19 protein-coding genes and 1 other annotated feature are annotated in these 22,854 nt (G+C 53.3%); of the genes, 7 read left to right on the top strand and 12 right to left on the bottom strand.

Annotated elements, in window-relative coordinates:
• Window positions 1–37 precede the first annotated feature (37 nt).
• Window positions 38–517 (top strand): Cys-tRNA(Pro)/Cys-tRNA(Cys) deacylase YbaK, encoded by a 480-nt coding sequence (ybaK, locus tag E1B03_RS07180; RefSeq protein ID WP_103772068.1) that lies wholly within the window; start codon window positions 38–40, stop codon window positions 515–517.
• 241 nt (window positions 518–758) lie between these two features.
• Here the strand turns inward: ybaK and ushA are convergent, their stop codons facing one another.
• Complete coding sequence (gene ushA, locus E1B03_RS07175; RefSeq protein WP_133085929.1) at window positions 759–2,411, bottom strand: bifunctional UDP-sugar hydrolase/5'-nucleotidase UshA; 1,653 nt, start codon at window positions 2,409–2,411, stop codon at window positions 759–761.
• Between the two features lie 174 nt (window positions 2,412–2,585).
• On the opposite strand from ushA, the gene fsr reads away from it, so the two are divergent.
• Window positions 2,586–3,806, top strand: a complete 1,221-nt coding sequence (gene fsr, locus E1B03_RS07170; RefSeq protein WP_003021788.1) for a fosmidomycin MFS transporter — start codon at window positions 2,586–2,588, stop codon at window positions 3,804–3,806.
• A gap of 225 nt (window positions 3,807–4,031) precedes the next feature.
• Entirely contained in the window at window positions 4,032–5,711 is a 1,680-nt protein-coding gene (gene ybaL / locus E1B03_RS07165) for a YbaL family putative K(+) efflux transporter (RefSeq protein ID WP_043015428.1), read from the top strand.
• A 94-nt stretch (window positions 5,712–5,805) separates the two neighbouring features.
• On the opposite strand, the gene gsk is transcribed toward ybaL, so the two are convergent.
• Window positions 5,806–7,110, bottom strand: coding sequence for an inosine/guanosine kinase (gsk, locus tag E1B03_RS07160; protein WP_103772070.1), 1,305 nt, complete (start codon window positions 7,108–7,110; stop codon window positions 5,806–5,808).
• Between the two features lie 152 nt (window positions 7,111–7,262).
• On the opposite strand from gsk, the gene aes reads away from it, so the two are divergent.
• Window positions 7,263–8,222, top strand: a complete 960-nt coding sequence (gene aes, locus E1B03_RS07155) for an acetyl esterase (RefSeq protein ID WP_103772071.1) — start codon at window positions 7,263–7,265, stop codon at window positions 8,220–8,222.
• Here the strand turns inward: aes and hemH are convergent.
• The 8 genes from hemH to E1B03_RS07115 form a co-directional block, all read right to left on the bottom strand.
• Complete coding sequence (gene hemH, locus E1B03_RS07150) at window positions 8,219–9,181, bottom strand: ferrochelatase (protein ID WP_103772072.1); 963 nt, start codon at window positions 9,179–9,181, stop codon at window positions 8,219–8,221. The two genes, aes and hemH, sit on opposite strands and share 4 nt — an antisense overlap.
• Window positions 9,182–9,409: 228 nt before the next feature.
• Complete coding sequence (gene adk, locus E1B03_RS07145) at window positions 9,410–10,054, bottom strand: adenylate kinase (protein WP_003021773.1); 645 nt, start codon at window positions 10,052–10,054, stop codon at window positions 9,410–9,412.
• 232 nt (window positions 10,055–10,286) lie between these two features.
• On the bottom strand, window positions 10,287–12,161 hold the full coding sequence (htpG, locus tag E1B03_RS07140; protein WP_103772073.1) for a molecular chaperone HtpG: 1,875 nt from the start codon (window positions 12,159–12,161) through the stop codon (window positions 10,287–10,289).
• Between the two features lie 110 nt (window positions 12,162–12,271).
• A complete protein-coding gene (gene recR, locus E1B03_RS07135; protein WP_003021767.1) occupies window positions 12,272–12,877 on the bottom strand; it encodes a recombination mediator RecR in 606 nt (201 codons plus the stop codon).
• Window positions 12,877–13,206, bottom strand: a complete 330-nt coding sequence (locus E1B03_RS07130) for a YbaB/EbfC family nucleoid-associated protein (protein ID WP_003021764.1) — start codon at window positions 13,204–13,206, stop codon at window positions 12,877–12,879. Before E1B03_RS07130 ends, recR begins: the two co-directional genes overlap by 1 nt.
• Before the next feature lie 57 nt (window positions 13,207–13,263).
• Window positions 13,264–15,192 (bottom strand): DNA polymerase III subunit gamma/tau, encoded by a 1,929-nt coding sequence (gene dnaX / locus E1B03_RS07125; protein ID WP_103772074.1) that lies wholly within the window; start codon window positions 15,190–15,192, stop codon window positions 13,264–13,266.
• Window positions 13,867–13,931: a sequence feature (DnaX frameshifting element), on the bottom strand. (Overlaps the previous gene by 65 nt.)
• 118 nt (window positions 15,193–15,310) lie before the next feature.
• The gene (gene apt / locus E1B03_RS07120; RefSeq protein WP_006685676.1) at window positions 15,311–15,862 is read right to left on the bottom strand and encodes an adenine phosphoribosyltransferase; all 552 of its coding nucleotides are present in this window, start codon (window positions 15,860–15,862) and stop codon (window positions 15,311–15,313) included.
• Window positions 15,863–16,139: 277 nt separating this feature from the next.
• Entirely contained in the window at window positions 16,140–16,517 is a 378-nt protein-coding gene (locus tag E1B03_RS07115) for a DUF454 family protein (RefSeq protein ID WP_103772075.1), read from the bottom strand.
• Window positions 16,518–16,586: 69 nt separating this feature from the next.
• Between E1B03_RS07115 and priC the strand changes: the two genes are divergently transcribed.
• Window positions 16,587–17,114 carry a primosomal replication protein N'' gene (gene priC, locus E1B03_RS07110; RefSeq protein WP_043015421.1) on the top strand — a complete coding sequence of 176 codons (528 nt, stop codon included), beginning with the start codon at window positions 16,587–16,589 and terminating at the stop codon, window positions 17,112–17,114.
• Window positions 17,115–17,128: 14 nt separating this feature from the next.
• Window positions 17,129–17,293 carry a pleiotropic regulatory protein RsmS gene (gene rsmS / locus E1B03_RS07105; protein ID WP_103772076.1) on the top strand — a complete coding sequence of 55 codons (165 nt, stop codon included), beginning with the start codon at window positions 17,129–17,131 and terminating at the stop codon, window positions 17,291–17,293.
• Between the two features lie 71 nt (window positions 17,294–17,364).
• On the opposite strand, the gene mscK is transcribed toward rsmS, so the two are convergent.
• Together mscK and acrR are read right to left on the bottom strand one after the other, a co-directional pair.
• Window positions 17,365–20,730 (bottom strand): mechanosensitive channel MscK, encoded by a 3,366-nt coding sequence (gene mscK / locus E1B03_RS07100; RefSeq protein ID WP_133085928.1) that lies wholly within the window; start codon window positions 20,728–20,730, stop codon window positions 17,365–17,367.
• A 127-nt stretch (window positions 20,731–20,857) separates the two neighbouring features.
• Window positions 20,858–21,508: a multidrug efflux transporter transcriptional repressor AcrR gene (gene acrR, locus E1B03_RS07095; protein WP_133085927.1), complete on the bottom strand. Its 651-nt coding sequence runs from the start codon at window positions 21,506–21,508 to the stop codon at window positions 20,858–20,860.
• A gap of 141 nt (window positions 21,509–21,649) precedes the next feature.
• Here acrR and acrA point away from each other — a divergent pair, with 141 nt between their 5' ends.
• Complete coding sequence (gene acrA, locus E1B03_RS07090; protein ID WP_133085926.1) at window positions 21,650–22,843, top strand: multidrug efflux RND transporter periplasmic adaptor subunit AcrA; 1,194 nt, start codon at window positions 21,650–21,652, stop codon at window positions 22,841–22,843.
• The last annotated feature ends 11 nt before the right edge of the window (window positions 22,844–22,854 follow it).

Below are 22,854 nucleotides of genomic sequence, written 5' to 3'. Positions count from 1 at the left end.
GCTTGAGTCGTATTTTGTCTGGGCCAGGAAAATTGCTATGACACCCGCCGTTAAATTACTCGAAAAAAACAAAATTTCTTTCCAGATCCACACCTACGATCACTGCCCGTCTGAGACGAATTTTGGTGACGAAGTTGTGCGCAAGTTAGGTCTGAATGCGGACCAGGTTTACAAAACGCTGCTGGTTGCCGTGAATGGCGATATGAAGCACCTGGCGGTGGCCGTTACACCGGTAGCCGGCCAGCTGGATCTCAAAAAGGTCGCTAAGGCGTTAGGTGCCAAAAAGGTCGATATGGCCGATCCAATGGTTGCGCAGCGAACCACCGGCTATCTGGTCGGTGGCATCAGCCCGCTGGGGCAGAAAAAAAGATTGCCGACGCTGATCGATGCTCCCGCCCAAACGTTTGACACCATTTACGTATCCGGCGGCAAACGCGGGCTGGATATCGAACTGGCAGCGGGCGATCTGGCGAAAATTCTGGATGCGAAATTCGCCGACATCGCACGCCGCGATTAAGCGGTTATAGAATGAATGCCTGATGGCGAGCAGCTTTAAGGCCTACAAATCGAATACTCAACAGGGCGTTATTGGTGAAGGCAGTTTGGACTCGGCCAGCGCGCAGGAACCGGAGCGTACATGTAGTACGTGAGGATTATTCGCTACGCTCCCCCTCCGGGCCGCCCTGATGGGCGTTCAAAACTCTGTGAGTTTTGTCCGAGCACTGCCCGCGTTCAAAATGGCGAACAAAATAGCCTTGTTACTGCCAGGTAACTTCGCCCTTCGGCTCATACATACTGGCATCCAGCGGTGAGTTCTTCTGCACGTACTCTTTCAGCACTTCCGCATCAATAAAGCCGGTATTTACGTAGCCTGGCTTGTTATCAAGTCGTGGATAGCCATCGCCGCCGGTCGCGTTGAAGCTTAGCGTTGCCATGCGATATGTCTTCGCTGGGTCAACGGGCTCGCCTTTGATTTTCAAATCGTTAAGCTTGCCGTCTTTCGCCACAAAGCTGACGTTGGCAAACTGCGGATAAGCCCCGGAGTCCGGCTTCATTTGCGCCACCGCGGTCAGATAGTCAATCACCTCTTTCCCACTCATGTCGGCGTACACCACGATATTGCCAAACGGCTGCACCTTCAACACGCTCTTATAGGTGATATCACCGCCCTCGATGGAATCACGGATGCCGCCGCCGCTCATCACGCCAAAATCAGCGCTGGTTCGCGCCATTTGCGCAGCCAGCAGCAAATGCCCCATATTGGTCTGCACGAAACGGACTTTGCTACGGTCGCCTTCGAGGCGCGCATTGACGCTACCGATTTTCACGTCGAGCTGCGCTTTACCTTTATTCTGGAACGGCGTCAGCAGCGAAAGCATTTGCTGATTTTCAGCGATTTCCGGGGTGTAGAGTACGCGCTCACTTTTACCGTTGTCCCAGGTCACTTTTTTCTTCAGGTTGACGGGGATGAGCTGGTAGTTAACCATTTTCATTTCGCCATTACGGAACTCAAAGTCCGCTCGGCCCACGTATTTCCCCCACTCATGCGCCTGCACAATCCAGATCCCATTTTGCTTGTCTGGCGCACACGGTGTACCCGGTACGTAATCAACCTGCTTCTTGTTTTCCGCAGCCATACACACCGGATCCTGTGAGTGACCACCGACAATCATCGCCAGCGATCCCGCCGGCAGGCTACGCGCCATTTCGACATCGCCAGGGGCGTTCGAGCCGTGATCGCCGTTGTCATAATGTCCCATATGGGTGGTCGCGATAATGATGTCTGGCTTTTCCCCCATATTCAGTTCCTGGATTACCAGTTTGGCTTCATCGGCAGGTTTACGGAACTCAATATCGGTAAAGAACTCGGGGTTGCCAATTTTCGCCGTATCGTCAGTGGTTAAACCGAGTACGGCAATTTTTAAATCCTGGCGCTTAAAAATGGCCCACGGCTTAAACAAACGTTCGCCGGTGCTTTTCTGATAGATATTGGCCGAGAGAAACGGGAATTTTGACCATTTTTCCTGCTGACGTAATACGGTCATGGGATTATCAAACTCGTGGTTTCCGACCGCCATCGCGTCGTAGCCAATCAGGTTCATCCCGCGAAAATCAGGTTCCGCATCCTGTAGATCGGACTCCGGTACGCCGGTATTAATGTCGCCACCGGAAAGCAGCAGTACACTGCCCCCCTCCTCAGCCACCTCTTTACGAATGCCGTCCACCAGCGTTTTTTGCGCCGCCAGTCCGTATTCCCCGTACTCACTACGCCAGAAGTGACCGTGATGATCGTTGGTATGCAGAATGGTAATTTTGTAGGTTTTATCTTTTTCGTATGCTTGTGCAGGCTGACCTGCCAGCGCAAATGCGGCTAATAACGCCAGCGCCACGCCCCGTTTCAAAAACTTCATATTTCTCTCCCTGAGCCAAAATCAACGACTGAAATTACAATGATATGAAATAATAGTCGAAAATGTTTTCAGAAATGAGACTTCCTTCAAACACCTTCCGCAGGTATGTTAGTCAGGTAATAATAACAAAATAGATTACCCTCATAATCGCAACCCAAACAGAAGTGACTTTCTATGGCAATAAGTGAACCAACCCAGCCAGTGGCTGGCGCGTCAGCGTCGGTTGCTAAAGCACGCACCTCATTTGGCATTTTAGGCGCGATCAGCCTCTCCCATTTGCTAAACGATATGATCCAGTCGCTGATCCTGGCGATTTATCCGCTGTTGCAGTCAGAGTTCTCGCTGACGTTTATGCAGATAGGGATGATTACCCTGACCTTCCAGCTTGCTTCCTCGCTGCTGCAGCCGGTCGTGGGTTACTGGACGGACAAATACCCGATGCCGTGGTCGCTGCCCATTGGGATGTGCTTCACGCTAAGCGGGCTAGTGTTGCTGGCCATGGCCGGCAGCTTCCATATGGTACTGCTCGCCGCGGCGCTGGTTGGCACCGGCTCATCGGTGTTTCACCCGGAGTCATCACGCGTGGCGCGAATGGCCTCCGGCGGTCGTCACGGCCTCGCCCAGTCGATTTTCCAGGTTGGCGGCAACTTCGGTAGCTCTCTTGGCCCCTTGCTGGCGGCTGTCATCATCGCGCCATATGGTAAGGGTAATGTGGCCTGGTTTGTGTTGGCTGCGCTATTAGCGATTGTCGTCCTGGCGCAAATCAGCCGTTGGTACGCCGCGCAGCATCGGATGAGTAAAGGAAAACCGAAGGTCGCGATTGTTAATCCATTACCGCGCAATAAAGTGGTGCTGGCGGTAAGCATTCTGTTGGTGCTGATTTTCTCCAAATACTTCTATATGGCGAGCATCAGCAGCTATTACACCTTTTATCTGATGCAAAAATTCGGATTATCGGTACAAAATGCCCAGTTTCACCTGTTTGCCTTCCTGTTTGCCGTCGCGGCCGGGACGGTGATTGGTGGACCATTAGGCGATAAAATTGGCAGAAAATATGTTATTTGGGGCTCTATCCTCGGAGTAGCGCCATTTACCCTCGTTTTACCCTATGCAACGCTGGAATGGACCGGGATTTTAACAGTGATCATTGGTTTTATCCTCGCATCGGCGTTTTCAGCCATTCTGGTCTACGCGCAGGAGCTGCTTCCGGGGCGTATCGGCATGGTTTCTGGGCTATTTTTCGGTTTTGCCTTCGGCATGGGCGGCTTGGGAGCCGCGGTGTTAGGGCTGATAGCCGACCATACCAGCATCGATTTGGTCTACAAAATATGTGCTTTCCTGCCACTTCTGGGGATACTGACCATATTCTTACCTGATAACCGACACAAAGCCTGATTTTCTGACGGCCAAAAGTAAATTTTGGCCGTCATCACTTACAGTAGCCATCAGCCTTTACCTCTCAGATATCATCGTAGTTTTCCGATCCGTGCTTTTTCGCGTCTAAAATCCCGTTTTCTTCAAAATTCAATAATTATTCATAAACATAAACATCAAAATTGTCATAAACTATTACTCGTAATTTGGGTTTTCAGGATCATCACAGCAACCAAAGGAGACGGAATGCATCACGCCACCCCGCTTATCACCACCATTGTCGGCGGCCTTGTGCTCGCTTTTATATTAGGCATGATTGCCAATAAACTGCGTATTTCTCCTCTGGTGGGATATCTGTTAGCGGGCGTTCTGGCCGGTCCATTTACACCTGGTTTTGTTGCTGATACCAAACTCGCACCTGAACTGGCCGAGCTTGGCGTAATCCTGCTGATGTTCGGCGTGGGGCTGCACTTTTCGTTGAAGGATTTGATGGCGGTAAAGGCTATCGCCATTCCCGGCGCGATTGCTCAAATAGCGGTGGCAACGCTGCTGGGTATGGCGCTTTCAGCGGTGATGGGCTGGTCGTTGATGGTAGGGATCGTGTTTGGTCTGTGTCTTTCAACCGCCAGTACCGTGGTGCTACTGCGTGCCCTTGAAGAAAGACAGCTCATTGACAGCCAGCGCGGGCAAATCGCTATTGGCTGGCTAATTGTTGAAGACCTGATGATGGTGCTGACGTTGGTTCTTCTGCCCGCCGTCGCCGGAATGCTGGAAAAAGAAGATGTCGGCTTCGCCTCGCTGGCCGTCGATATGGGCATTACCATCGGTAAGGTGGTGGCGTTTATCGCAATTATGATGCTGGTGGGTCGTCGCCTGGTGCCATGGATTATGGCCCGCAGCGCCGCAACCGGTTCACGCGAACTGTTTACCCTGTCAGTCCTCGCCCTCGCATTAGGTATCGCCTTTGGCGCAGTAGAGCTGTTCGATGTCTCCTTTGCGCTGGGCGCATTCTTCGCCGGTATGGTGCTCAATGAATCGGAACTGAGTCACCGTGCGGCGCATGACACCCTGCCGCTGCGCGATGCGTTCGCCGTACTGTTCTTCGTCTCCGTTGGGATGCTGTTCGATCCGTTAGTCCTGATCCAGCAGCCGCTGGCGGTGCTTGGCACGCTGGCGATTATCATCTTTGGTAAATCCCTTGCCGCCTATTTCCTGGTGCGCCTGTTTGGACACTCCCAACGAACGGCGCTCACCATTGCCACCAGCCTGGCACAGATTGGTGAATTTGCCTTTATTCTGGCGGGTCTGGGAATGGCGTTAAACCTCCTGCCGCAGGCCGGACAGAATCTGGTGCTGGCGGGGGCAATTCTGTCCATCATGCTTAACCCGGTGCTGTTCGCGGTGTTAGAAAAATACCTCGCCAAAACAGAAACGCTGGAAGAGCAGACGCTGGAAGAGGCCATCGAAGAAGAGAAGCAAATTCCGGTGGATATCTGTAATCACGCCCTGCTGGTCGGCTTTGGTCGTGTTGGTAGCCTGCTGGGTGAGAAATTGATGGCCGCGGGGATCCCGCTGGTGGTTATCGAAACCTCGCGTACCCGGGTGGATGAACTGCGCGAGCGCGGGATCCGTGCGGTGCTGGGAAATGCCGCCAACGAAGAGATTATGAATCTGGCGCATCTGGATTGTGCGCGCTGGCTGCTGCTGACCATTCCCAATGGCTATGAAGCGGGTGAAATTGTCGCTTCGGCACGTGAGAAATGCCCGTCGATTGAGATTATCGCCCGCGCGCATTATGACGATGAGGTGGAATACATTACCGAACGCGGCGCCAATCAGGTCGTTATGGGTGAGCGTGAAATCGCTCGCACCATGCTGGAGCTAATTGAAACGCCGCCTGCAGGTGAAGTTGCTACGGCCAGTTAATGTTCCGTGCCGGATAACGCTATCGCTTATCCGGCCTACCTATTCCTACATTGGTGTAGTAGGCCCGACAAGCACAGCGCCATCGGGCAAGAACTCAGCGGTCCCAGTACGACTCTTCGAGACTGTCTTCACGTTCCGGCAAACCGCGCGTCAGGCGCGGTGAATGCTGGTTCAGCACCTGATAACTCACGCGATTAGCATATTTACACACCTGGGCTAACGACGAATAGGTCAGCCAGGTGAACTTGTGCTTGCTGGAGTTAGGCACGTTGCTGCGGTGGTAGCTATTGGCGGTAATATCATGCAGCAATGCCGCCAGCGCGCCGTCACCCGCGCCGTTGGTATTCATTATTTTTTCAGGCCCGCCCATATACGGAGCAATGTGCGAATACACGCGCAGCGGATTGGTACAGTCTTTATGGCGCATGGCGCGGCTGAATTCGTATTGGTTAAATTCGGCAATGGCCCCAGGCAGCAGCGGATGCTGGGTTTTACGTTTGACTTCGTCTTCCGTAAAGCCCGCCATATACAGCCCCGCCGGACCCGCAGTGCACAGCACCAGATCCACCCAATCCAGCGCTTTGTCGGACGCCAATAGCGGATCGTTCTCGCCGGTCAGCGCTTCGGCCTCTTCTTCATTCATCGCCAGAATAGAGACATGCTCTTTCAGGAATGCCTGCCACCACTGTGGGTTATCGGCAATGACGAATTTGGTGCCCAGGGTTAGAACCACCGGCACATTGTGCTTTTTGGCATATTCAATCGCCTTCATGGTCGCTTCCGGCATCGGCTCCCCCGGCTCGCAGCGCACCAGATAGGAGGTCAGCACCAGCGCGGAGGCTCCGGCAATCACCGACTCAGGGATGCTATCCGCCCGCAGCTTATTCATATGCCCAGGGCTGATTGCGAAGGTACGTTCGCCTGACTCGCCAATCAGCGTAAAGCAACGGCCAATCGGCCCATTAACGCCTTGCAGGTAGTTCAGATCGGTACGGCTGGAGGTATTGCATAAGTAGCGGTACGCGTAGCTGCCAATCTCGATATTGCTGCACATCACCCCCAGCAGCACCGAGCGGTCATCCGCCAGCACGGAGTAGTTGTGCATCGTGTTACCGATAGTACCGCCCGCAAACTGATGGGTGATCAAATTTTCACGTACCAGTTCCTGGTAGAGCGCTTCTGCGACATCATCGGCAATCACCAGAGAATGCCCGGCGCTTAATCCATAACGTTTTACAAAATCATCATCCACTTTGGCTTCAATATCCACCAACGTCTGGTCGATCCCCACCACCCAGGCTGCGCTGGTTTCATTTTCTGGCTGAATTTGTTGCAGCAACGGATCGCGCGCGCTGACGGGAAAATAGTGTTTGGATTTACGTTTACCGGGAAATTTCATGGTCGATTTTACGGGTGGTTAACTGAGCGATGCATGGTAGCACATTCCCTGCTGCGCATGCGATGCGGCGCTGAGTTTCAATATCAGACGGTGAGATCGCAGTTTATGCGGGATTAATTTCTACAATAACTCACCTTTACAAGGAGCGTTTTATGAAGCCGGAAAACAAGATCCCCGTACTCGACAAAATTTCGGATGAAATGAAAAGCGTGGTGAATTTTCATCGCGACGATTTGCCGCCGTGGCCCGCTGCCGATGACGTCGTGGCCCAGCGCCAACACTACATTCATGAACGACAGCTGTGGAATGCCGATGCCCCGCAGATGAATACCCGCGAATGCGTTATTTCTACCGCGTGCGGCCCCGTAGCCACACGCATTTACGCTCCCCAGCCCCATAGCCAGGCGACGCTATATTACCTGCACGGCGGCGGTTTTATTCTCGGTAATCTGGATACCCACGATCGTATTATGCGCTTACTGGCGCGCTATACGCAGTGCACGGTAATTGGTATCGACTATTCACTCTCGCCGGAGGCCCGTTTCCCGCAAGCCATCGAAGAGATTGTCGCCGTTTGCCAGTATTTTCATCAGCACGCTGGCGACTATTCCCTGAATGTGAATCATATTGGATTTGCGGGCGATTCCGCCGGGGCCATGCTGGCGCTGGCCAGCGCGCTGTGGCTACGGGACAAACACATTATATGCGGCAAGGTGGCAGGGGTATTGTTGTGGTATGGGCTTTACGGCCTGCAGGATTCACTGAGCCGACGGCTGATGGGCGGAGCGTGGGATGGTTTAACCCGCGAGGACTTGCAGATGTACGAAAATTCGTACCTGCGTAACGCCGACGATCGCGAGTCACCGTATTATTGCCTGTTTAATAACGATCTGACGCGCGATGTGCCGCCGTGTTTTATTGCTGGCGCGGAGTTTGATCCGCTGATAGACGATAGCCGCTTATTATTCCAGACGCTACAAACGCATCAGCAGCCCTGCCAGTACAAAATGTACCCCGGCACGCTGCACGCCTTCCTGCACTATTCGCGGATGATGAAAACCGCCGACGATGCGTTACGGGAGGGCGCGCGTTACTTCAGGGCGCAACTTTAACGGTAAGCTGCGGTCAGTTTGACCATCATTTCGATATGTTCCGGCGTGGCGTTCAGCGCCGGAATATACTCATATTGCTTACCGCCAGCCTCAAGGAAAATCTCGCGGTTTTGTACCGCTATCTCCTCCAGCGTTTCGAGGCAATCGGCCGCAAAACCCGGACACATAACCTGAATATGTCGGGTCCCTTTCTCCGCCAGCATTTTTAACGTTTCGTCGGTATACGGCGTCAGCCACGGTTCGCGGCCAAAGCGAGACTGGAAGGTCATCATCACTTTTTCCGGCGGCAGGCCAAGCGCTGAAACCAGCTCACGCGTCGTATCGCGACAACGCTGCGGGTAGTCATCGCCTTCATCGGCGTAACGCTGAGGAATGCCATGGTAGGAGAGCAGCAGTAAATCGGGTTCGCCGTGCTGAGCGAATGAATCACGGGCACTCTTGGCCAGCGCATCAATGTAACTGCTGTCATCGGCATAATCACGAATAAACGAGATGCCAGGAATAGCGCGTTTACGCGCTAAGATGCGCGCCAGTTCATCCCAGACCGCCGCTACTGTCGAACAGGAATATTGCGGGTACAGCGGTAACACGACAATGTGTTCAACGCCACTTGCCAACAGTTCGTCGACTGCGCTTTCAAGCGACGGCGAACCATAGCTCATGCCCAGAGCAACAGGCGTATTTGGCAAACGTTGGGCCAGCGCCTGCTGTTGCGCCTTGCTGTAGACCATCAGCGGGGAACCGTCTTCCATCCAGATTGACTGATACAGCTTTGCCACACGCGGTGCACGCAGCGGCAAAATAACACCGCGCAGCAGCGGCCACCACAGCGCAGGTGACGTATCGACTACACGCTGATCGCTTAAAAACTGGCGCAGGTAGCGCTTAACGGCTTCGGGGGTTGGGGCATCGGGAGTGCCGAGGTTTGCCAGCAGGATACCGGTTTTCGTCTGACGCATTACCGCCTCTTATCGATTCAAATTGTTGATAATTGTAGCGGAAAAGCGATAAAGAAGAACTAATTGCTGTGAGAGGTAAGACGAGAATTTGCCTGATGGCGCTAACGATGCCGGTAGGCCGGATCAGGCGTTTACGCCGCCATCCGGCACCGATTGCCTGATGGCGCTGCGCTTATCAGGCCTACAAAATAATGGCAGACCTGATAAGAAGTCCACTACGCGAAAAAATTAACCGAGGATTTTTTCCAGCGCTGCGCGCACGTCAGCCACGGCCTGGGTGCCGTCAACTTTCGCGTATTTGGTGTTACCCGCCTGCGCTTCTTTAGAGTAGTAGCCGATCAGCGGAGCGGTCATCTGATGGTATTCCACCAGGCGCTTACGCACGGTCTCTTCCTGATCGTCTTTACGGGTGGTCAGCTCTTCGCCGGTCACGTCGTCTTTACCTTCAACCTTAGGTGGGTTGAATTTGATGTGGTAAACGCGGCCAGAAGCAGCGTGTACGCGACGGCCCACAATACGGTCAACGATCAGCTCGTCAGGTACGTCAAACTCCAGAACGTAGTCCACGTTGATACCTGCTTCTTTCATGGCATCAGCCTGCGGAATAGTACGCGGGAAGCCATCCAGCAGGAAACCATTACGGCAGTCTTCCTGAGCAATACGCTCTTTTACCAGCGCGATCACCAGCTCATCAGTCACCAGCTTACCGGCGTCCATGATGTCTTTCGCTTGTTTGCCCAGCTCGGAGCCAGATTTCACGGCGGCACGCAGCATATCACCGGTGGAGATTTGCGGAATACCATACTTCTCCATGATGAACTGAGCCTGAGTTCCTTTACCCGCGCCCGGAGCGCCAAGCAGAATGATACGCATTACGAAAATCCCCTTAAAGGTTGTCGATATTTTTTAAAAAGCGCTAAACGATACCACCATCACGCAATTGGCTCAAGGAAGGTAGTCTGCGCTGAAACGGTTAATGGCGGGAAAATTGAAAATAAGGAAAGAAATTGCCGGATGGCGGTGTAAACACCTTATCCGGCCTACGATCAAAAAGATGTTGTAGGCCGGATAAGCATTAGCGCCATCCGGCATTAGATGATGGCTATCAGGACACCAGCAACTGGTTCATACGACGGATGAACTGGTTCGGATCTTCCAGCGTGCCGCGCTCGGCAAACAGCGCCTGATCCAGCAGCAGTTCAACCCACTCATTGAACTGCGCTTCGTCCTGGGTATCCGCCGTGCGTTTTACCAGCACGTGGTCCGGGTTCAGTTCAAAAATATATTTCACTTCCGGTACGGCCTGGCCTGCAGCGGCGAACAGTTTCGCCATCTGGGTGCTCATTTCGTCCGCATCGGTGGTGACGATGGCCGGCGTGTCGGTCAGACGGTGAGTCAGACGCACTTCTTTTACGCGATCGCCCAGCAGGGTTTTCACGCGCTCAACGAACGGCGTCAGCGCTTTTTCCGCTTCTTTTGCCGATTCGTCAACTTCATCCGCCAGCTTGTCGATGGACTCGTCAGCTTTGGCGACGGACTGGAATGCTTTACCGTCGAACTCGGTCAGGTAGTTCATCATCCATTCATCGATGCGGTCAGAAAGCAGCAGCACTTCGATGCCTTTCTTACGCAGCAGTTCCAGGTGCGGGCTGCTCTTCGCCGCCGCATAGCTGTCTGCGGTGATGTAGTAGATTTTCTCCTGCCCTTCTTTCATCCGCGACACGTAATCTTCCAGCGACACGGTTTGCGCGGAGGAGTCAGTGTGCGTAGACGCAAAGCGCATCAGCTTAGCAATAGTTTCCTGGTTGGCGTGGTCTTCCGCCGGGCCTTCTTTCAGCACCAGGCCGAACTGTTTCCAGAAGGTCTGGTATTTTTCCGCGTCGTCTTTCGCCAGTTTTTCCAGCATCTGCAGTACGCGTTTGGTCAGCGCGCTGCGCAGGTTACGCGTGACGGTACTGTCCTGCAGGATCTCACGGGAAACGTTCAGCGGCAGATCGTTGGAATCTATCAGACCGCGCACAAAGCGCAGGTAGTTCGGCATGAACTGCTCGGCGTCGTCCATGATGAACACGCGTTGAACATACAGTTTCAGCCCATGCTTGTGATCGCGGTTCCACATATCCCACGGCGCCTGTGACGGAATATACAGCAGGCTGGTGTACTCCTGCTTACCTTCCACGCGGTTGTGGCTCCAGGTCAGCGGGTCAGTAAAGTCGTGGGCGATGTGCTTGTAAAATTCATTGTACTCGTCGTCTTTAATTTCCGACTTGTTACGGGTCCACAGCGCCTGCGCCTTGTTGATCTTTTCCCAGGAAACCACGGTCTCGCCGTCTTTCTCTTCGGATTTTTCGATCTCTACCGGCAGCGCGATATGGTCGGAATATTTGCTGATGATGGAACGTACGCGCCAGTCATCAAGGAACTCGTCTTCGCCTTCGCGCAGATGCAAAGTGATTTCGGTGCCGCGATCGTCTTTGGTGATGTCGGCAACGGTGTACTCGCCTTCTCCCGCAGATTCCCAGAACACGCCGTTCTCAGGTTTGTCGCCCGCCGCGCGGGTACGTACGGTCACTTTATCGGCCACGATAAACGCCGAGTAGAAGCCAACCCCAAACTGACCGATCAACTGGCTGTCTTTCGCCTGATCGGAGCCCATGGATTCGAGGAAAGATTTGGTGCCGGATTTCGCAATGGTCCCCAGATGATCGATAACGTCATCACGGTTCATCCCCACGCCGTTATCAGCAATGGTCAACGTACGCTTATCTTTATCGAAGGAAACACGCACACGCAGTTCACCGTCACCTTCATACAGGTCCGGGTTAGACAGTGCGCGGAAACGCAGCTTGTCTGCCGCATCCGAGGCGTTAGAGATAAGCTCACGCAGGAAGATTTCTTTATTGGAATACAGAGAATGGATCATCAGATGCAGAAGCTGTTTTACTTCTGACTGAAAACCACGAGTTTCTTGTCCTTTCATGTAGATCTACCTCAACAATGCCATTTTCAATGGTAAAAACACGTTGAGGGTGAAATGGGGACAAGCGGGAAGGATTTCAAGCGGAAGCCGCCGTCGCGGCCTCCGTTTGTTCAGAATTTAATCTTGTGCCGCCCTGCCAGAGAGTGCGACAGCGTGGTGCCATCGACCATTTCCAGCTCGCCGCCTACCGGAACGCCATGGGCGATACGGCTGGCTTCAACGCCATATTGCATGCAAAGCTCAGCAATATAGTTGGCGGTCGCCTCTCCTTCGACCGTGGGATTGGTCGCGAGGATCAGTTCATTGATTTGCTCAGACGCCAGTCGCTGTTCGAGACGATCCAGCCCGATATCATCAGGGCCAATACCGTCTAACGGCGACAGATGCCCCATCAACACGAAGTAACGTCCGGAAAATTGCCCGGTTTGCTCAATAGCGTAGATGTCCGCCGGACTCTCCACCACGCAAATCTGGCCGTTTTCCTGGCGACGCGGGTTCGAGCAGATGTTACAGACGTCTTGCTCTGTGAAGGTGCGGCAATCGGCACAGTGGCCGATTTCCGACATCGCCTTCGTTAACGCCTGCGCCAGACGCATCCCGCCGCTGCGATCGCGCTGAAGCAGCGTGAACGCCATGCGCTGCGCAGACTTCGGGCCAACGCCCGGCAGACAGCGCAGCGCTTCCATAAGCTGAGTTAACAGCGGGCTGGTTTGCATCAGAACGGCATCTTAAAGCCAGGCGGCAGCTGCATTCCGGAGGAAACAGAAGCCATCTTCTCTTTCTGCGTCTCTTCAATGCGACGCGCTGCGTCGTTGAATGCGGCAGCAACGAGATCTTCCAGCATCTCTTTGTCGTCTTCCAGCAGGCTTGGATCGATCTCCACACGACGGCAGTTGTGCGCGCCGTTGATGGTCACTTTAACCAGACCCGCGCCAGATTCGCCGGTCACTTCCAGCTTGGCGACTTCTTCCTGCATCTGCTGCATTTTTTCTTGCATCTGCTGGGCCTGTTTCATCAGGTTACCCAGACCGCCTTTACCAAACATAGGCTTCTCTCTCAATCACGTTAAGGGATGACGACCGTCAAACCATAAGGCTGACGATCAAATGGGGCGAATACTCTCTTCGTCCAGGTCCGCATCGAAAAAACGACGCAGCGTCTGAATGTTATTATCCGCAATAATCGACTCACGCGCCTGCGCGAGCTTCTCTTCATAAATGGCCTGACGCCACTCCAGCGGCGTTCGCACCGCTGGATTATCATCTTCAACGATGGTCAATTCAACCGTTGACCCCGTTAAGGAACTCAATGCTTCGGCCAGTTTTTGCTGAGCACCGCTGGAATTAAGGTGTCGCTGCGTGGAACGCAGGTGCAGGCAAACCACGTTGCCATTCTCTTCTTTCCAGGCATTAAGCGCCACCTGCTCCACCAGTTTTGGCAGCGAGAGCTGGCTTACCTGCGCAGCCCACGGGTCGCGTTCAATGGCTTCAGCCGCAAGCTTTGCCGCCAGCTCCGGCGTTTTTTCATGCTCAAGCGCTTTTTTCAACGCTTTCGGCGTGGCGACGACTTCTTTGACTTCTGCAACAGGATTGGTCGCTTTCCAGCGATACGCTTCTTTCTTCGCTGGCGCTTTTTCCAGCGCAGAAACTGCAGGACGTGCCTGAACACGTTCTGAGACCGAAGCCAGTCTTTCCAGCGCAGCATTATTCACCGGCCGCGCGCGGGAAGCGGCTGCCGGTTCACTCTTTTTTGGTTTGGTTGCTCCCTGAGCACGTTGTAACTGGCTACGCGCCGCCAGCACCTGGCTGGTGGCATCGGAGAGCGGTACATTCTGTTGCTGTTGCGCGGGTGCAGGTTGCTGCTGCACTTGCGTCGGGGTCATCACCGCAGTGGGTGCGACCGGAGCAAACGACTGTCGCGGAACTTCAGGTTCCGGGAGCGGCATGCGCGGATGAAAAGCCAGCGCGCGCAGCAGCGTCATTTCGACGCCCATTCGTCTGTCCGGCGCATACGGCAGTTCTTTGCGCCCGATTAACAGGGTCTGGTAGTAAAGCTGCACATCGGTTGGCGGGACGATTCGCGCCAGCTCGCGCATACGCTGTTCAATAGCGGCCATATCGCTGCCGAGCGCGGCAGGTGAAAGCTGAACCATGGCAATACGATGCAGCAAAGCCGACATCTCAACCAGCAGCGCTTCCCATTCGATACCACGCGCAGCGGCGTCATTTACCAGCGTCATCACGCGTTCGCCGTCCGCAGCCACAACCGCTTCAACAAGCGAGAGTGCCTGGTCGTCATCTAGCGTGCCGAGCATGGTACTGACCGCGTCGGTAGAGACCTGACCATCGCCGCTGGCGATCGCCTGATCGGTCAGGCTCAGCGCATCGCGCAGGCTGCCGTCTGCGGCGCGAGCCAGCAGTTGCAGCGCACGTGGCTCATGCGCGATATGCTCTTCTTTGAGGATATGCTCAAGCTGATGGCGAATCTGTTCGACATCCAACGCTTTAAGATGGAATTGCAGACAGCGTGACAGGATAGTCACCGGCAGCTTCTGCGGATCGGTCGTCGCCAGCAGAAACTTAACGTGCGCAGGCGGCTCTTCGAGCGTTTTCAACAAGGCGTTAAAACTGTGGCGCGACAGCATGTGCACTTCGTCAATCAAGTAGACCTTAAAGCGACCGCGCGCAGGCGCATACTGGACGTTATCCAGCAGGTCACGGGTGTCTTCGACTTTGGTGCGTGAGGCGGCGTCGATTTCAATCAGATCGACAAAACGCCCCTGCTCGATTTCACGGCAGTTATCACATACGCCGCACGGCGTCGCGGTGATGCCGGTTTCACAGTTTAGTCCCTTCGCCAGCAAGCGGGCGATAGAGGTTTTCCCGACGCCACGGGTGCCGGAAAACAAATAAGCATGATGAATACGCCCTAGCGACAAGCCGTTCGCCAGTGCCGTCAGCACATGTTCCTGGCCGACGACGTCAGCAAAGGTTTGTGGGCGCCATTTTCGGGCTAAGACCTGATAACTCATTGGCAGGCTCTGAAAGGCTGGAGGGTGGATTCACAGGAGGGTAATGCTAACACAACCTCGCAGCGACGGCGAGGTTGTGTGTCTCGGTATTACTTCAGCCGGGATAAGATAGCCCGACTTAGTGGCCCGGGAATGGAACCAGGCTATAACAGGTCAGCCCCTGTTTTTCCAGACGCTGTTCGCCGCCCAAATCAAACAGGTTAATGATAAAAGCAGCATCGGTCACTTCGCCACCCAGACGGCGGATTAGTTTAACGGTCGCTTCAATCGTGCCGCCGGTTGCCAGCAGGTCGTCCACAACCAGGACTTTATCGCCCGGTTTGATGGCATCAACGTGAATTTCCAGCTGATCGGTGCCGTATTCCAGCTCATAGCTCTCGGCAATAACTTCACGCGGAAGCTTACGGGGTTTACGAACCGGAACAAAGCCGACGCCCAGACCCAACGCTACCGGCGCGCCAAACAGGAAGCCACGCGCTTCGGTGCCAACCACTTTAGTGATACCCGCATTTTTATAGCGTTCAACCAGCAATTCAATGCTCAGAGCGTAGGCTTTCGGGTCTTCCAGTAAACTGGTGACATCACGAAAGAGAATGCCCGGTTTTGGGTAGTCGTGGATGCTTTTGATGCTATTTTTGAGAAACTCAAGCTGCTGTGCAGTCGCGGTCATAAGTTTGTGCCTGATTAATACAGTATTACTTCACGGCGCACTATACACTTCATCCTTCAAACTACCTCTTTGTTGGCTGCCTTCATTCATCCCAGTCACTTACTGATGTAAGCTCCGGGGATTCATTCAGTTGCCGCCTCGACGTAGCTTGAATGATTTTGTGTCTATATTAAGGGCCAGGGTTACACTTGCTTAACCTTTGACCATCTGCGCCTGTGCTCGAAAACGGTCGAATTTACTGGCTGTGAGAGACAATTGCAACAGCGATTATTGCGGTTTACTGCTTTTGTTGTTTTTCATCAATCACTGGGATCCGCCACATAAAAATCAGTAAACAGGCGAGAATAACCAGCAGCAGGCCGCGCACCCACATCATATTGACCATCCAGAGTGAAATACCAAACGTCACCAGGATCAACAAAATAGCGCGCGGCTTCGCTCCCGGCGGCATAGCACGGTGTTTTTGCCAGTGGCGCAGATATCCGCCGAACCACGAACGGTACAGCAACCAGTCGTGAAAACGCGGCGATGAGCGAGCAAAACACCAGGCGGCCAGCAGGATAAACGGCGTCGTGGGCAACAAAGGCAATACTACGCCCAGCGTGCCTAACACTACCGCTATCCAGCCAATGATGATTAGAATAATGCGTTGCATAATATGAGTACTTAACACAGAGAATCGCTACTTTAGCATAACAGTTCTCATTTTCATCGGAGTGTTGTCGTGAAAACCGTCATGCTGCTACAGACGCTCGAAAACCAGCTTAACCGCCTGCGCCAGCGCTGTGCTCCGCTGGCGCACCATGCAACGCTTAGCGCCCGCTTTGACAGGCATCTGTTTCACACCCGTAGCACGTTGCTACAGGCCTGCCTGGATGAAGCTGATGATAATCTCGCGGCCCTGCGCCGCGCAGTGGAACAACAACAACTACCACAAATTAGCTGGCTTGCGGAACACCTTGCCTCACAGTTAGAGGCGATTTCACGTGAAACCGCCAGTTGGTCGCTCCGCGAGTGGGATAGCGCCTCTCCAGGCCTGGCACGCTGGCAGCGTAAGCGGGTTCAACACCAGGAGTTTGAACGCCGTTTGGTCGAAATGACGCGAGAACGCAAAGAGCGCCTGGCTCAAGCTACCGGCTTTGAAGAACAGCAAAAACTGCATCGTGAAGTAGAAGCATTCGAGGCGCGACTGGCGCGTTGTCGTCATGCACTGGCAAGAATAGAAAACGTGCTGGCGCGTTTAACCCGATAATCCCCGGAGAATTTATGTCATTAGAGAACGCCCCGGACGAGGTCAAACTGGCCGTTGATTTGATTGTTTTACTTGAGGAAAATCAGGTTGCGCCTGAAACCGTACTGAAAGCGCTGGAGATTGTTAAACGGGATTACGAAAAGAAACAGCTCTCTTCTTCAAAAAAGCGCTACAGCTGAAATGCCTGATGGCGTTGCACTTATCAGGCCTACGAATGAATCGAAGCTAGCAGGCCTGATGAGTTTTTCTATTAACTTACCGAAGGCGTCGGATCGTCACCTTTGATGATGTCGCGCTTAACCTCGGTCACGGTGTCACCTTTCGCGTTATGCAGGTGCACTTCAAGCTGGTTAAAGGCGATATCAATGTCGTTTTCACGGCACAAACGATCGACCGCCCGGTTAAGTTCATCAACCGTATGACTACGATCGCGCAGTTCACGTACGTATAAACGCAGTTCATGATCCAGCGTACTGGCACCGAAAGCGGTAAAGAACACCGCAGGCTCCGGATCGTGCATAACTTTCGGGTGTTCCATCGCCGCCTGCAGCAGCACTTTCTTCACTTTGTCCAGATCAGAACCATAGGCCACGCCAATGCGGATCACCAGACGCGTGGTGGTATCGGAGAGCGACCAGTTGATCAAACGCTCCGTCACAAAGGCTTTGTTCGGGATGATCACCTCTTTGCGATCGAAGTCGGTAATGGTGGTGGCACGAATACGGATCTTGCTAACCGTTCCTGAGAATGTACCGATGGTTACGGTATCGCCAATGCGGACCGGGCGTTCAAACAGAATAATCAGACCGGAAACAAAGTTACCGAAGATTTCCTGCAGACCAAAACCAAGACCTACCGACAGGGCGGCTGCCAGCCACTGTAGCTTATCCCACGAGACGCCGAGCGATCCGAAGACAGTCATCGCGCCGATGGCGATGATAGCGTAGTTAAGGATCGTGGTGATCGCATAGGAAGCGCCCTGGCGCATCTTCAGTCGCGAAAGCACCAGCACTTCCAGCAGGCCGGGTAAGTTACGGATCAGCGCCCACGCGACCATTGAGGCAATAATCGCAAACAGCAGGCTGCCCATGGTAACGTCTTTTACCACCGCGGCCCCCGCTTCGGTGCCGTTATAATGCCAGAGCGTAATGCTGTCGAGGTAGCTGAATACGGTTATCAAATCAGACCAAATAGCCCAGAACAGAACACCAAACAGAGCAACCATCACCAGCATGGTGATACGCAGCGTTTGCTGGTTAACCTGCTCCAGCGCAATGGTCGGTTCTTCCTGCGGTTCTGCGCCTTCTGCCCCTTCTTTAACCAGGTTCTGACGACGCGCCAGCGCACGACGCCAGGCGATACGGCGTGCCGCTACGCTCAACCCACGCAGCACCGTCTGGTACAGCAGGTTCCAGAGAATAACCAGATAGACCGTTTCAATCCAACGACCGGCCAGGCGCAGCGTGGTGTAGAAATACCCTGTCGCCGTCAGCACCATTAGTGCAATCGGAATAATAGACAGCACGGTAATGGTGACCAGGCGCAGGCCATGCGACTCTTTGTCACGCCAGCTTTCGCGGCACATTGGCCATACCAGGAAGGCGATCAGCAGCAGGTTGAGGAAAATGACCACCTGGCCCAGCACGTCGTCCATCAGATTAAGCGGCGACAGTTCAGCAATGACCGACCAGAAGTTCAGCGGCAACAGCGCAAGGCTGATACGCACAATCTGGCGACGCCAGTGGCTGGTCTGCTGCGCTGGCATACCAAAATGACGAATCGCCACGCCATCTTTTTCCAGCACCTTCCAGCACAGACCAAACACCAGCCAGAAGACGGTCATCTTCTTGCTGAACGCCCACAGCAGGTCGCTAATATTCAGCTGCATGGTCAGCAAAATCAGGCCCACCGCGAGAATAATCAGACACGCCGGCAATGCTCTGATGAGATCGATCAGAATCGCTTTAGGCGTATTAAGCTGACTGTCGTTACGCAGGTTACCCACCGCGGCGGCTAACTTCGCCTGGTATTCTTTCAACCACTTCAAACGCCAGCGGATTAACCCGGCAATAAGCAGCAGCGGCAGTCCAGCCAGGAACGCAATAAATACGGCAGGCCAAGCTTTTTCCCAGTTCACTGTGATTTTCATCGACTTAAACTGGTCTTTTAGCGTTTGCGGGAAGGCTTTGATCCAGTCCCAGTCCATTGGACGGTTACTGTTAACCCAGAAAATCTGCTGCGTGAGGATCCCTTTCAGGTTTTTCGACACGCTCATTAACTGCTGCTGGTTGATTTGCAGGTTAATCGCCATCATCAACTGATTGCCCAACTGCTTATTGAGCTGATCCAACAGTTCACGACGCATATCCACGACCTGCATCAGGGCATCGTGGACTTCAGGATTAACTTCGTTGCTGTGCCCTTCTTCCAGTTTGGCGACAAACGCATCGTTCTGGAACAGGGCGTCACGCTGCTGGTTGACCTCAAACTGCTCCAGACGCAAATCGGCGATCCGGTTGGTCATATCAGCCAGCTCATCCGCCGACGGCAGCGTTTGTTGTTGCTGATACAAAATACGCGACAGCAGCAGGCTGCCTTTCAGAACGGCGATCTGCTCTTTAATGTTGCGTTCGGATTGCAGGGCGCGGTCAAGCCAGTTTTTAACCTTAATATTTTGCTGCATCAGGCTGTTGCCGTTTTCGGTCGCGGCAATCAGGCGCTGACTGAGCTGATGGTTAACATCAAGCTCCTGCTTCACTAACGGATTGGACTGAATACGCTCGGCTTCGTCCGGCGTTACCGCTTCCTGCGCCGTCTTTTCGGTTAACGTCAGTCGTTTGCTGTTCACCGCTTCTTGCAGAAGCTGAAGCTGATGTTCAAGGCGGTTACTGTTCGCCGTCACGTAATCACGTTGTTTTTGCAGGGTATCCTGCAAAACGGTATTTCCTTCGAGGCTCTTACGCTGCTGGTCGATCTGCGCATTCAGCAGCGCCTGCTGCGCCTGCAACAGCACCTGCTGGCTGGGGCGTAAAGCCGCCTCTCCCACATTGGTGCCATCGAGTCGATTGCGAATTTGCTGCATCTGTTGCGACGCAGTGTACATCGCATTTTGTACGCGCTCTGGCTGCGTTTGCAGCGATACCAGTTGGCTGTTATAGGCGGCGAGATCGTTTTGCGAGCTTTGCAGATCGTCCAGAACCTGCGCCACGCGCGACTCAAGCTGTCGTAAGGAGAGCGTACTCAGCGTTTTTCGCGTTTCATCGTCATTGTCGACATCGCTAAGCGAATTTAGCGCATCCGTCGCCTGACGCATTTTCTCCGGCACCTGGGCAACTTTCTGCCGAAGCTGTACGGTTTCATCCTTCACGCGATCGATTTTATCCAGCGTGGCAATAGTATCGATGAGATCCTGTTGAACCAGCTTATCCTGCGCGGAGAGATCTTTTTGTTTATTCAGCGTGTCTAACTGGCTCTGAATATCCGCTTTCGTCGGCAGTTCACCACTCTGTTGCGCCCGCGCAAATGCAGATGACTGGCAGGAGACCAATAGAATGAAGAAAAGAATGGTAATAGCAATAAGATGCTGTGAACGTTTATAGAGCTGCAACATAGTCATGAGAATGAACGTTTCTGAACCGGAAAAGTGACCGAAAATAGTCAAGCGGCAAGAATATCACGGCTGTGACCGGCAGAATAGCAGCAGGCAAAACGACCAGGAGAATTCCTGGTTCAGACCCTAATCGTTAGCAGGCTTTCGCCATATTAACCCGCAGGCTTGGGCAGAGAAGACACATCTCCAGCAGCACTGCGACATATTCCCGAGCTTCAGTTTTCAGATCAAAAGATTCAGGCGCAAATAACCAGTTCTCTATAATTCCGGTAACATAGCTACGCAGCAGCACCGCCACGCGACGCGTATTCAAATTTTCCGGCAGCATGTTGGCATTCATGCAGTGCCGCAATGTTTGTTCGATACGGTCGTAATTTTCAATACACAGGCTGCGTTGCGCTAGCTGAACAGAGGCCATTTCCCCGACAAATTCGCATTTGTGGAATATAATTTCCAACAACAAACGTCGGCGTTCTTCTGTCACGGTAGCTTCAAGAACGTAAATTAAAATTTCTCTTAATACTGATAGTGGATCGTCGGGGAATTTTGCCTGATACTCAGTTTCTAACTCATCAATGTTAGGTTTTGCTAGCTCCCAGATTTCACTGAATAAATCCGATTTGTTTTTGAAATGCCAATAGATTGCGCCGCGCGTGACACCAGCGGCTTTTGCGATCTCCGCAAGCGAGGTGGATGATACCCCTTGTTGCGAAAACAAACGCAGAGCGACATCGAGAATGTGCTGTCGTGTTTCCTGTGCTTGTTGTTTGGTTTTTCGTGCCATAGGTCAGTGAATTTACAGGCGTTAGATTTACATACATTTGTGAATGTATGTACCATAGCACGACGATAATATAAACGCAGCAATGGGTTTATGGGCTTTCAGCCATTGATCAATTTGAAATCGGACACTCGAGGTTTACATATGAACAAAAACAGAGGGTTAACGCCTCTGGCAGTCGTTCTGATGCTCTCAGGCAGCTTAGCGCTAACAGGATGTGACGACAAACAGGCCCAACAAGGGGGCCAGCAGATGCCAGAGGTTGGAGTTGTTACGCTCAAAACTGAACCTCTACAGATAACAACCGAACTCCCGGGTCGCACCAGTGCGTATCGCATTGCTGAAGTTCGTCCTCAGGTTAGCGGTATTATCCTGAAGCGTAATTTCACGGAAGGTGGTGACATCGAAGCGGGTGTATCTCTCTATCAGATTGATCCTGCTACTTACCAGGCCGCTTATGAAAGCGCAAAAGGCGATCTGGCCAAAGCACAAGCCGCAGCAAATATCGCTCAACTGACGGTCAAACGTTATCAGAAACTGTTGGGTACTAAGTACATCAGTCAACAGGATTACGATAGCGCGCTGGCAGACGCACAGCAGGCGAACGCCGCCGTTGTCGCCGCGAAAGCCGCGGTAGAAACTGCACGTATCAATCTGGCCTATACCAAAGTGACGTCACCGATCAGCGGCCGCATTGGTAAGTCATCCGTGACTGAAGGCGCTCTGGTGCAAAACGGTCAGGCGACCGCACTGGCGACCGTTCAGCAGCTTGACCCAATCTATGTGGACGTGACGCAGTCAAGCAACGACTTCCTGCGCCTGAAACAAGAGTTGGCCAACGGCACGCTGAAGCAAGAAAACGGTAAAGCGAAAGTCGAACTGGTGACCAATGACGGCATTAAATTCCCGCAGTCCGGTACGCTGGAATTTTCTGATGTGACGGTTGATCAAACCACCGGGTCGATTACGTTACGCGCAATCTTCCCTAACCCGGATCACACCTTACTGCCAGGTATGTTCGTTCGCGCACGTCTGGAAGAAGGGACTAACCCAACTGCATTACTGGTTCCACAGCAAGGCGTTACCCGCACACCGCGTGGCGATGCCAGTGCATTGGTTATCGGTGCAGACAACAAAGTTGAAACTCGTCAAATTGTCGCTTCACAAGCGATTGGCGACAAATGGTTAGTCACTGATGGACTTAAACCGGGCGACCGCGTGATTGTCACTGGGCTGCAAAAAGTACGTCCTGGCGCGCAGGTAAAAGCGCAGGAAATCACCGCTGATAACAACCAGCAAGCAGCAAGCGGTAGCCAGCCTGAACAGTCCAAGTCTTAACTTAAACAGGA

The organism is Citrobacter arsenatis, from assembly GCF_004353845.1.
Classification (GTDB): Bacteria; Pseudomonadota; Gammaproteobacteria; order Enterobacterales; family Enterobacteriaceae; genus Citrobacter; species Citrobacter arsenatis.
The sequence above is the reverse complement of the archived record's forward strand: the minus strand, read 5'-3'. Positions and strand labels throughout refer to the sequence as shown.